This is a genomic window from Flaviflexus sp. (genome assembly GCF_041440645.1).
Taxonomy (GTDB): domain Bacteria; phylum Actinomycetota; class Actinomycetes; order Actinomycetales; family Actinomycetaceae; genus Flaviflexus.
Genome location: NZ_JASDVN010000015.1, coordinates 19,562 through 30,518, shown reverse-complemented (window position 1 = coordinate 30,518; position 10,957 = coordinate 19,562). Strand labels below are relative to the sequence as shown.

The following is a 10,957-nucleotide window of genomic DNA, read 5'->3' as shown; positions in this document are numbered from 1 at the left end:
GCCCCACAGCTCTTATTTCTTGCACTCATAAGTGTCTGGGACAGTCCAATGCCTGTCCGAAGTCTGCCTTAGTTTTTCGTCGATCATCCCTGTCGGATCGTGCTTGAACGCGCTCGTGACCTCGTATTTCGGTAGTGCCATGTGAAGGACCGTAGAGACCGCATCGAACCTATTCGGAGGCGCCCGTGAAGATTCGTAAATTTGCTGCCGCATTGAGCGTGGGATTCCTTGCTGCGTCCTGCTCCTCAGGCAGTGGAAGTGACTCTGAAGAACGAGCACAAGACACAGAGCTGACAACCGGTGCGGAAGAACCTGAAGGATCTGATGAATCCTCATCCTCATCGCCATCCAGTACGGGCGAAGATGACTCGACCGATTCCGAGCTGGAACCAAATGAAAAAGAGGAAACTGCCGAAGGCGATGGTGGAGTGTCTGGCATTGGCGATGTCGCCGAGGATGACGAGCCGGAGGATGAAGGACCGGAGATTTCCGAGCGCGGCTATCTCGTGAAAGACGTGGGGGATAGGGCGGGGGTCCAGGATCCCGCGGATCCGAAAGAGTTGATGGCCGGCTTTATCCTGACCGACATTGAAGTTGGTGTCCAATGCACGAATCCGGAAGCACAACCCTCAAAGTACGGAACCCATATTGCCCTCACCTTTGAGGTAGAGACCTCGCAGCGCATGGAAACTCAGCTGTGGAACAGCGTCATGATCAGCCACCATTACATTGATATATATCCCGACGGCGGCGGCGAGGCGCAACGCTTCACTGGTGGCACGGGACCGCTGTGCCTGACCGGGGCTGAGAAGCTGCCGGACGAGATTCCACCCGGCACTACCGCACAAGGAAAGGTCGTGATCGACAGCGAGGTCACGAGCGGCATCATCACCTACGAGATGATGGGCGTTCCGGGCGGCTGGGAGTGGACGTTCTAGTTCAATAGACAGTGCGACTGGGCTCAATCGACAGTGAGACTGGAAGAGGCTTTGGCGGACATAAAGCGGTGGCGGACAGAATGATCTGTCCGCCACCAAGGTCTAAGAAGAGCTAGGAACTAGTCCTTCTTGAAGATGTCCTTGACCTTGTCGCCAGCGCTCTCGGCGAATTCCTTCACCGACTCGCCGGCCTTCTTGGCCTTGGCGCTCAGCTGATCGGCCTTGCCCTCAGCTTCGAGCTTCTCATTGTCAGTAGCCTTGCCAAAGCCTTCCTTGGCCTTGCCGCTAACGTCTTCAAACTCGTTCTTAGCCTTGTCATCAATTCCCATGATTCGGCTCCCTTCTGTTGGCGAATGAGTACGTTCTCTAGTGTGCTTCAGATCGCAATGAAGCGCATCTTTTTACGCCGATAGGAAAGTACACGCCGTTTATTTCCGCTGGTCGTGCACGTACCGGACCCGATTGGGAAGGTTTCGTCCACGTCGAAGCACCGAAACCAGCTCCGTGAATCCCACTCTGTTCGCTAACGACCACTGAACCAGAAGTTCGTCGCGTCAGAATGTCTTGCTCTATCGTCTAGATGTCTTTCGCTAAGGTCTGGTCGCTCACCTGCTCTGGCCCAGTTGTGTGGTCAAGAGGATGGGCCTCGTGTAATAAATCGCCAGTTGGTGGTCGAATGAGGGGAGGGGCAGGTTGGTTCGTTAAGATAGACGGAGGTTTCAAGAGAAAGGCCGATATGTCTGAAGCACCGGGATTAGACCCGCGCGACGAAGTGGGAGTGGCGCAAGCCGTAGCGGAAGCTCAGGAGGCATTTGCTCAATCCACCACGTTTGATGAGCTCAAGACTGCTCGGCTCGCGCACAGTGGTGACAGCGCACCGATCACCCAAGCCAATCAGCTCATTAAGGGACTCGACAAGGCAGACAAGCCCATTGCCGGCAAGATCATGGGTGGTGCTCGTAAGGCCATTCAGGCCGCACTCGCCGAGGCAACCGCCAGGCTCGAGGCTGAGGCTGAGGAACGGATCCTCGTCGAAGAGACCGTTGACGTCACCCTCCCGACCCGTCGTGCGCCCCTTGGTGCACGCCACCCACTTACCGTGATCATGGAAGATATCTCTGACTTCTTTATCGCCATGGGTTGGGATGTTACCGAAGGTCCCGAGGTCGAGCACGAATGGTTCAACTTCGATGCGCTGAACTTCGGCCCCGATCATCCGGCACGGCAGATGCAGGACACGTTCTATGTTGATGGCGTCGAGGACAAGGGTGAGGTCGCAAAACAGGACGGACTGATCCTCCGTACGCATACTTCTCCCGTGCAGGCACACGAGATGCTCAAGCGCGGCGTTCCGCTGTACGCTGCCGCCCCGGGCAAGGTGTTCCGCACCGATGCACTCGATGCGACCCACACTCCCGTCTTCCACCAGGTCGAGGGCCTCGCCGTCGACAAGGGTCTGACGATGGAGCACCTGAAGGGCGTTCTGGACCACCTGGCCAAGCACCTGTTTGGTCCGGATGCGAAGGCGCGCCTGCGTCCCTCCTTCTTCCCGTTCACGGAGCCGTCGGCTGAGCTCGACATCTGGTTCCCCCAGAAGAAGGGCGGTCCAGGCTGGATCGAGTGGGGTGGCTGCGGCATGGTCAACCCCAATGTCCTCCTCTCGGCAGGCATCGATCCCAATGAATACTCCGGATTTGCGTTCGGCATGGGAGTGGAGCGCGCACTCATGCTCCGCCACGGCATCGCCGACATGCGCGACATCGTTGAAGGCGATGTCCGGTTCTCTCAGCAGTTCTCAACAACTGGAAGGAGCATCTAACAATGCCACTGATTCCCATTGATTGGCTCTCCGCCCACGTTGAGACGCCTAAGGACCTGACCGCTGATCGCCTTGCGGAGGACCTCGTCAAGGTTGGCCTCGAAGAGGAAGAAATCCACCGCGGTGACGTGTCCGGCCCGCTCGTAGTCGGCAAGGTTCTGACCCTCGTCAAGGAGGAGCAGAAGAACGGCAAGCTCATCAACTACTGCCGTGTTGACGTAGGCGAGCACAACGATGCTCCCGGCGAGGGCAAGGAAACCTCCGAGTTGCCGTCCCGTGGAATCATCTGCGGTGCCCACAACTTCGAGGCTGGCGACTACGTCGTAGTCAGCCTGCCCGGTGCGAGCCTGCCCGGTGGCTTCCAGATCGCCGCTCGCAAGACCTACGGCCACATCTCCGATGGCATGATCTGTTCCGTGTCCGAGCTTGGGCTCGGATCCGACCACTCCGGCATCATCGTTCTCGCCAAGGAAGGCGATTCGGAGAAGATCGCGGAGATCCCCGCACCCGGTGAGGACGTCATGCCGTACCTGGGCCTGGGCAAGGAAACCCTTGAGATCAACGTGACCCCTGACCGCGGCTACTGCTTCTCGATGCGCGGTGTTGCCCGCGAGTATTCGCACTCGACCGGTGCCGCCTTCACGGACCCGGGCCTACCCGAGAGCCTCTCGGCACCGATTCCCGCGCCGAACGGTGAGCCCGCCGTACGCGTCGACGATGCCGCACCGATCAATGGTGTCGCTGGTTGCGACCGCTTCGTGACCCGCGTTGTCACGGGCATCGACCCCAACGCGAAGAGCCCGAAGTGGATGACGGACCGCCTCACCGAGGCAGGTATGCGCCCCATTTCCCTTGCCGTGGATGTCACGAACTACGTCATGCTTGACCTTGGTCAGCCGCTGCACGCATACGACCTGGACAAGATGAGCCTGCCGATTGTTGTGCGTCGCGCGAACGCGGGGGAGAAGCTCACCACCCTGGACGATGTTGAGCGCACACTCGATCCCGAGGACCTCCTCATCACCGATTCCGAAGGTTCGAGGATCCTTGGTCTTGCCGGTGTCATGGGTGGCGAGTCCACGGAGATCAGCGACTCCACGGTCAACGTTCTCATCGAGGCGGCACACTTCGACTCGATCTCGATCGCTCGCACGGCCCGTCGTCACCGTCTCCCGTCCGAGGCGTCAAAGCGCTTCGAGCGCGGAGTCGATCCTGAGCTGCCCCCGGTGGCGGCTCAGCGAGTGGCTGACCTGCTCGTCGAGTACGGAGGCGGCAGCATTGGTGAGGCAGTCACGGACCTCAACGAGACCACCCCGTTCCCGGAGATCATCTTCAACCCTGAAGAGGTCACGAGGCTGACCGGGCTCACGCCGTCACGTGACGAGGTCGTGTCCATCCTCAAGCAGATCGGTTGCACCGTTGAGGGAGAGTTCCCGCTCGTTGTGCAGCCCCCGACCTGGCGCCCCGACCTCGTTGGCCCCGCGCACCTGGTCGAGGAGATCGCACGCCTCATCGGCTACGACGAGATCCAGTCGATCCTGCCGTCCGCACCGGTTGGTCACGGTCTGACGACCCGCCAACGCAGGCGCCGCGACACGATGCGTACCCTGGCCGAGATGGGCTGGACCGAGGTGCTGTCCTACCCCTTCATTTCCACCAAGACGCACGACGATCAGCTCATCGGAGAGGACGACGAGCGGAGGATTGCTCTCAAGCTCCAGAACCCGCTCCAGGACGACACGCCTCTCATGAGGACCTCGATCCTCGACACCCTGCTGTCCACTGCGGCCCTCAATGTGGCACGTCAGAACTCCGGCATCGCCGTTGTCGAGGCCGGTGTCGTGACGAACCCGAAGGGCATCGTTCCGCAGTCGCCGCTCCCCGGCGGTGTCCGCCCGAGCGACGAGGAGCTCGCTGGTCTGAACTCCGCGATCCCGACCCAGCCCTACCACGTGGCTGGCGTAGCGGTACCCCAGGTGCACGCACCCGGTGCGGGCTTCGCTCCGGTCGAGTGGGACTGGCGTGACGCCATCGAGTCCGTTGTGTCCGTGGCACGGATGCTGGGACTCGAGGTGGAGATTCACTCCGATCAGCGCGCGCCGTTCCACCCCGGTCGCTGCGCACGCATCCAGGCGGGCGACACGGTCGTTGGATACGCAGGCGAGCTCGCACCCAAGGTGTGCACTCACTTCGAGATCCCGGCCCGCTCCATTGCCTTCGAGATCAACTCCGATGCGATCGACGAGGCACGCGGGGACGACCCGATCCGGGTGAACCCGGTCAAGACCCATCCTGCCGCGAAGGAAGACATTGCTCTCGTCGTATCGAACGACGTGACCTCCGGCGAGCTCGAGAAGGTCATCCGCGAGGCGGGTGGCGACATTCTCGAGGATGTTCACCTCTTCGATGTTTACACGGGTGAGCAGCTGGAGAAGGGCACCAAGTCCCTCGCCTACGCGCTGCAGTACCGGAGCGATCACACGCTGACCGCTGAGGAGACCGCTGCCGCTCGTAAGCGCATCGTCAAGAGCGCAGCCAAGGCGGTCGGAGCAACACTGCGGTGAAGCCCGTCCTGTTCCTCGTCAGTCGCCCCGGGGGTGTCGTAGCCGATAACGAACTATCGGAACTGCGCGCCTTCGGGGGACTGGGCGAGCGCGAGCTCGTTCCCTTCCACATGGAGCAGCCGGCACCACGCTCGCGACTTGACGACTACAGCGCGGTCATCATCTCCGGCTCTCCCTACAACATCCTCACCGCCCCGGAGGCAAAGCCCCCAACCCAGGTGAGGACCGAGGAAGTTCTCGCTGATCTCTGCGACGAGATCCTTGCGCGTGACTTCCCGACCCTGGGCATCTGCTTCGGGATGCAGATGTTGGCGAAGCGTGCCGGTGGCACGCTGACCCGCGACTATCCCGAGCGGATCTCCGCGCCCTACATCGAACTGACGGAGGAGGGTCGACGCGACCCGCTCATCTCCGGCGTGCCAAGCATCTTCCAGAGCTACGCCGGCCACGGCGAGGCCGTAGGACTCGTTCCCGACATCGGCACGGTCCTGGCATCGAGTGCTCTCGTGCCCGTTCAGATCCTCCGCTTGGGGAAGAACGTGTACGGCACCCAGTTCCATCCCGAAATCAGCAGGGAAGGCATCCAGGTACGCATCGAGGCATACGGCGGCTCGTATTTTGCGGCTGACCAGCGTAATCAAGTTCTCGATGAATGCTTGTCCGCTTACACTGATCACACCATTATCAGTAGGTTCATCGACCAGTATCGGAGCTAGCCATGGACTTTTCCCGTTCAGCCCAATCCACCGTCGGCATTGAGTGGGAGCTTCAGCTCATTGACCAAGACTCAAACGACCTCCGGCAAGCAGCCGGATTCGTGATGGAACAGCTGAAGGATCAGAAGCTCATTCAGCAAGAGATGCTCATGAACACGATCGAGGTTACCTCGGGAGTTCATCATTCCATCGCCGACTGCATCGATGACATTCGGATCGGTGCCGAGGCGGTCCGTCGGGTAACGGATCCGCTCCGCATCGACATTGCAACCGCGGGCTCTCACCCGTTCGCGAATCCCGCCTACCAGCGGGTGACGGACTCGTCGCGCTACGCGGAACTCGTCAATCGCACCCAGTACTGGGGTCGTCAGATGCTTCTGTTCGGCACCCACGTGCACGTGGGTATCGATAAGCGGGACAAGGTCCTGCCGATCATGAGGGCGATGCTGACACGCGGCTTCCACATTCAGGCACTGTCCTCTTCCTCGCCGTACTGGGCTGGTGAGCACACGAAATACGCCTCCAACCGCGCCATGGTGTTTCAGCAGCTCCCGACCGCGGGCACACCCCGCCAATTTGCTGAGTGGGAGGAACTGGAGAGTTTCACCCACGACCTGCAGAAGACCGGAGTCATTGAAGACTTCAACGAGGTGCGGTGGGATATTCGGCCCTCCCCGGGCTGGGGCACTCTCGAGACACGCGTGTGCGATGCGAACACGAACATTCACGAGCTTCAGGCCATTGCCGCTCTCATTCACTGCCTCGTCGACTACTTCTCGACGGAACTGGACGAGGGCAGGGAAATCCCGACCATCCCGGAGTGGTTCGTCAACGAGAACAAGTGGCGTTCGTCGAGGTACGGGATGGACGCGATCCTCATCGTTGACGATAAGGGCAACGAGGAACACGTGGGTGACACGGTCAAGCAGCTGCTCCGCACCCTCGAACCCACGGCCGCGAAGCTCAACTGCCAAGACGAACTCTCCGGCATCTACGACATCCTCGAGATCGGCGCCGCCTACCAGCGTTTCCTCGAGGTAGCGAACAGGAACGAGGGTTCCCTCGATGCTGTTGTTGAACACATGCGCTCGGAGATGAGGGAAGACAAGCCCCTCCCTCCGGCCTACACCTCACCCCAAAGAAAGGGACCTCGTTGAGAATTCTCGTCACCGGAGCCTCCCGCGGAATCGGACGTCACATTGTACGTGCTCTTGCCGAACCCGGCCGCACCATCCACCTTCACGCTCGCACAGTCGAAGCACTGAAGGAAACAGGTGAGGCCTGCGCAGCCAAGGGAGCCGAGGTCGTTCTCCACGGCGCTGAACTCACGATCGAGGGCGCAACTGCTCTTGCCGAAGAGGTCGGGGACCTGGACATGATCGTAAACAACGCTGGCGTGTCTGGCACGGAGCTTCGCCCGCCGTGGGAGATCAGCACCGCCGAGTTCGTCGACACGATGACAACCAATGTCTACGCCCCCTTCATCCTCAACTCGTCCGCGGCCAAGTCCATGCTGGGCAGGGGCGGCTACATCGTCGATCTGTCCTCAGGCGCAGCCGTGACCGACCGCGGCGATTCCGCAGACTACTGGGTGTCAAAGACGGCCCTGCTTCGCCTGGGTGGCTCCTTCCACGAGGCCGGCATTCAGCACGGCATCAAGGTATTCGAGGTCGCCCCCGGAGTGGTTCAGACCGACATGACGAACGCCATGAGCATGCACAATGACCGCACCGAGTGGACGGATCCCGCAGAAGTTTCGGGCATCATCTCCGCGATCTCCCACGGCGAGCTCGATGCCCTGGCGGGTACTCAGCTACGGGCAGGAGTCGACAAGCTTCCCGACCTTCTCGAGCGTGCCCAGCGCGGCATCACCAACGCGGAACGCAAGCTCCGCCTCACGGGATGGAACGACTAGGTTCTCGTGCGAGCGTAGCCGCACTGCTTGAAGTAAAACCTCATGGCTGAACGGAGAAGACCCTGGACAGTAGTCCAGGGCCTTCCTATTCCCATGTTCTGGGTTCTCCTATGAGGGTTAGTTCCGCAATGGAGTTGCTTTTCGGAACTACTTGCCGTCGGAGACCGGTTCGGTCTCGTTGCCGTCAACCGTGTCGCTTTGGACCGTGGTCTTGCGGAGCTGGATCGCGGTGATGCGGTTGTGCTCCACGGTTGCGACCTCGAGTTCGTAGCGGATGGAGTCGGAGTCGTCCTCATCATCCTCGGTCAGGTGGTGGTCGATGGGGACGACGTCACCGGGCTTGGCGAGCCTCCCCATGTGGGAGAGCATCCATCCCGCGATGGTCTCGTAGGGTCCCTCGGGTAGCTGAATGCCGCTGCGGTCGTAGAAGTCCTCAAGGGAGGTCTGACCGTCGAACATCTTCGACTCGTGGAGCTTCATTTCCTCGCGGTACATGTCGGTGTCGTACTCGTCCCAGATCTCACCAACCAGTTCCTCAATGAGGTCCTCGAGGGTGACGAGACCGTCTGTGCCACCGTACTCGTCAATGACGACGGCAATGTGGTGGCCGGAGGAACGCATGTTGTTCATGACCGGCATGATCGTCGACGTGCCTGGAACCATGAGGATGTCACGGATGATCGAGGTGATCGGGCCGTCCGCACTGAGCTTGTAGCGGGCCTCGTAGATGTCACGGATGTGAACGAATCCGATGACGTCATCGATCTCTTCCCGGTACACCGGGTAGCGGGAGTACGGCTGGTCGGCTACGGCCTCGATGGCCTGACCGAGGGTCGAATCCTCAGGGATGGCGACGACGTCGCGGCGGTGGCGCATGACCTCGCGGAGGAGGGTGTTGGATGCCTGGAAGACGTCCTCCACCATGTCACGTTCAGCAACGTCGAAGCCCTCGTGGGATACGACGATGTCGCGCACCTCCTCATCGGACATGGCGTTGCCGTTATCGTCCGGGTTGATGCCGATGAGGCGCAGGATCGCAGCGGAGGACACGTTGACGATCCAGATGACCGGCTTGAGGAGCACGGCAAACTTGGACAGGGGTGGGCCGAGGATCTTCGATGTTGCCTCGTTACGTGCGAGCGCAATGCGTTTCGGTACCAGCTCACCAAGAACGAGTGAGAGGTAGGAAACGAGGAGCGTCAGAATAACGAGGGCAACTGGGCCCGCTGCGCCTTCCGACAGGCCCCAGCTCACGAGAACCGGTTCGAGCTGAGGGGCAATCGTTGAGGCACCAAAGGCCGAGGAGAAGAAGCCGGCGAATGTCACGCCGATCTGCACGGCCGAAAGGAATGTACCGGAGTCGCGGGCGAGATTGGCGACGCGACTGCCCGCCTTGGATTCTTTTTCCATTCGCCGTAGCTGGCTCTCTCGCAACGATACGAGGGCCATTTCCGATGCGGCAAAGATACCGCCAATAATGACAAAAACGAACACCATAATGATGTTCACAGCGAGGCTGTTCATGATCCGACCACCTCACCATTCTTGAAGGCCACATGGCCAGGTAAGGCGGTCAATGTACTGTCAGGGTCTGATTGAGCGGTTTTTTCCACGGGATCATCCTAAAGGAACGAAAGTCACCACGGTCAAGATGGAAGGCGCATGTTATGAAAAACACTGGTAGACGCGGTGATCGCGCCGATAGGGGGTGGGAGTCAGCTCAACGCGTGGCTGAGGCCGACACAGAGGTCACAGTGAATCCCAGAGGCACTTTTATCAATGCCTGAGCCACGATTCGAGGATCCGTGAGTGGCTCCGGCTGCTTTGGACGTTCGTCAGCATCGCCGGAATGAGATGCTCTGAAATCCCAGTATGCTCTGCGCGGAATGGGAGGAGTGGTTGATGGCTTGTGCTTTACTCGGCCTCATGGCTCAGCAAGAACCTGGGGCACAACGGCTTCACGCCGGCATGCCCCGCTCCCCAGTTCTTCCGATTGTGGCGACCTCGCCGCTGACTGATCAGTGAATCTTCAGTAGCGTCTTGCCGATGGACTTGCCGGACTCGATGTGCTCGTGTGCCTTGCTTGCGTACTGAACGTCGAAGATCTTGCCGACGAGAATGTCGAGGCGACCTGCCGCGGTGCGCTCGGTGAGTTCCTGCCAGCGCCACTCCATCTCATTACCCAAGTAGTCACGCAGCGTGGGGCGGGTGACGTAGAGGCTACCGAGAGCGTTGAGGCGCTGGAGGTCAAAGGGCGGCACCTGGCCGGATGCTCCGCCGAAGAGGCACATGAGGCCGCGAGGTCGGATGCATTCGATCGTGTGATCGAAAGATGCGAGACCAACGCCGTCGAAGACGACATCGACCTGGCCAACCTTCTCCATGACCTGGTCCTTGATGGTCGACCAGTCCTTGACCACGATCGTGTGGGTGGTTTCGGAGAAGGCAAGCTTCTCTTCGGAACTGACGGTGCCGATGGAGATGGCGCCCTGGGCGTTGGCGAGCTGGCCGGCAATGCGACCGACTCCGCCAGCGGCACCCGTGATGAGAACTCTCGTGCCGGTTCCGACCGGGTATGCGGACCGAACGAGGTAGTGAGCCGTCATTCCCTGCAGGGGGAGTGCGGCCGCGGTATCCATGCGGACATGATCGGGAACGTAGAGAGCCGCGCTTGCGGGGATGACAACCTTTTGGGCATAGGCTCCCATCTGGTTCGTCCACGCGACGCGGGTGCCATCCCACCAGCCCTCGACATCTTCGCCGCGGCCGACGACTTTGCCGGACCCCTCCTGTCCGGGAATGAACGGCGTGTTCATGGCGTAGACACCGGAGCGCTGATAGGTGTCAATAAAGTTCAGTCCTGCGTACTCCACCTCGATGAGGAGCTCACCGGGACCGGGAACTGGATCTGGTACTTCGACCCATTCGAGAACCTCTGGGCCACCGGCCTTCGAAACTCGGATTGCGTACATCATTGTCCTCCTTGGTCCTAGACTAGAGCGAAA

At 60.4% G+C, this 10,957-nt stretch carries 9 protein-coding genes; 6 read left to right on the top strand and 3 right to left on the bottom strand.

All coding sequences use genetic code 11. The features are described from left to right. Positions 1 to 185: 185 nt before the first annotated feature. Positions 186 to 938, top strand: coding sequence for a hypothetical protein (locus QMB98_RS02055; RefSeq protein WP_371683981.1), 753 nt, complete (start codon positions 186 to 188; stop codon positions 936 to 938). A 119-nt stretch (positions 939 to 1,057) separates the two neighbouring features. Here QMB98_RS02055 and QMB98_RS02050 read toward each other — a convergent pair whose 3' ends face one another. Continuing rightward, positions 1,058 to 1,267 (bottom strand): CsbD family protein, encoded by a 210-nt coding sequence (locus tag QMB98_RS02050; protein WP_371683980.1) that lies wholly within the window; start codon positions 1,265 to 1,267, stop codon positions 1,058 to 1,060. 407 nt (positions 1,268 to 1,674) lie between these two features. Between QMB98_RS02050 and pheS the strand changes: the two genes are divergently transcribed. From pheS to QMB98_RS02025, 5 genes are read left to right on the top strand one after another with little or no spacing between them, the layout of a single operon-like run. Beyond that, entirely contained in the window at positions 1,675 to 2,757 is a 1,083-nt protein-coding gene (gene pheS, locus QMB98_RS02045) for a phenylalanine--tRNA ligase subunit alpha (RefSeq protein ID WP_371683979.1), read from the top strand. A 2-nt stretch (positions 2,758 to 2,759) separates the two neighbouring features. Next, a complete protein-coding gene (gene pheT / locus QMB98_RS02040) occupies positions 2,760 to 5,321 on the top strand; it encodes a phenylalanine--tRNA ligase subunit beta (RefSeq protein ID WP_371683978.1) in 2,562 nt (853 codons plus the stop codon). After that, entirely contained in the window at positions 5,318 to 6,037 is a 720-nt protein-coding gene (locus QMB98_RS02035) for a gamma-glutamyl-gamma-aminobutyrate hydrolase family protein (protein ID WP_371683977.1), read from the top strand. The genes pheT and QMB98_RS02035 overlap by 4 nt, the downstream gene beginning before the upstream one ends. A 2-nt stretch (positions 6,038 to 6,039) precedes the next feature. After that, positions 6,040 to 7,194, top strand: coding sequence for a glutamate--cysteine ligase (locus tag QMB98_RS02030; protein ID WP_371683976.1), 1,155 nt, complete (start codon positions 6,040 to 6,042; stop codon positions 7,192 to 7,194). After that, on the top strand, positions 7,191 to 7,952 hold the full coding sequence (locus tag QMB98_RS02025) for an SDR family NAD(P)-dependent oxidoreductase (RefSeq protein WP_371683975.1): 762 nt from the start codon (positions 7,191 to 7,193) through the stop codon (positions 7,950 to 7,952). The genes QMB98_RS02030 and QMB98_RS02025 overlap by 4 nt, the downstream gene beginning before the upstream one ends. A 147-nt stretch (positions 7,953 to 8,099) precedes the next feature. Here the strand turns inward: QMB98_RS02025 and QMB98_RS02020 are convergent, their stop codons facing one another. Both QMB98_RS02020 and QMB98_RS02015 read right to left on the bottom strand, forming a co-directional pair. Further along, positions 8,100 to 9,476, bottom strand: a complete 1,377-nt coding sequence (locus QMB98_RS02020) for a hemolysin family protein (protein ID WP_371683974.1) — start codon at positions 9,474 to 9,476, stop codon at positions 8,100 to 8,102. 494 nt (positions 9,477 to 9,970) lie between these two features. After that, a complete protein-coding gene (locus QMB98_RS02015; RefSeq protein WP_371683973.1) occupies positions 9,971 to 10,927 on the bottom strand; it encodes a quinone oxidoreductase in 957 nt (318 codons plus the stop codon). Positions 10,928 to 10,957 lie beyond the last annotated feature (30 nt).

Excerpts from the sequence above, each read along its gene's own strand:
- QMB98_RS02050 (WP_371683980.1), bottom strand. The coding sequence starts at position 1,267 with ATGGGAATTGATGACAAGGCTAAGAACGAGTTTGAAGACGTTAGCGGC.
- pheS (WP_371683979.1), top strand. The coding sequence starts at position 1,675 with ATGTCTGAAGCACCGGGATTAGACCCGCGCGACGAAGTGGGAGTGGCG.
- pheT (WP_371683978.1), top strand. The coding sequence starts at position 2,760 with ATGCCACTGATTCCCATTGATTGGCTCTCCGCCCACGTTGAGACGCCT.
- QMB98_RS02030 (WP_371683976.1), top strand. The coding sequence starts at position 6,040 with ATGGACTTTTCCCGTTCAGCCCAATCCACCGTCGGCATTGAGTGGGAG.
- QMB98_RS02020 (WP_371683974.1), bottom strand. The coding sequence starts at position 9,476 with ATGAACAGCCTCGCTGTGAACATCATTATGGTGTTCGTTTTTGTCATT.
- QMB98_RS02015 (WP_371683973.1), bottom strand. The coding sequence starts at position 10,927 with ATGATGTACGCAATCCGAGTTTCGAAGGCCGGTGGCCCAGAGGTTCTC.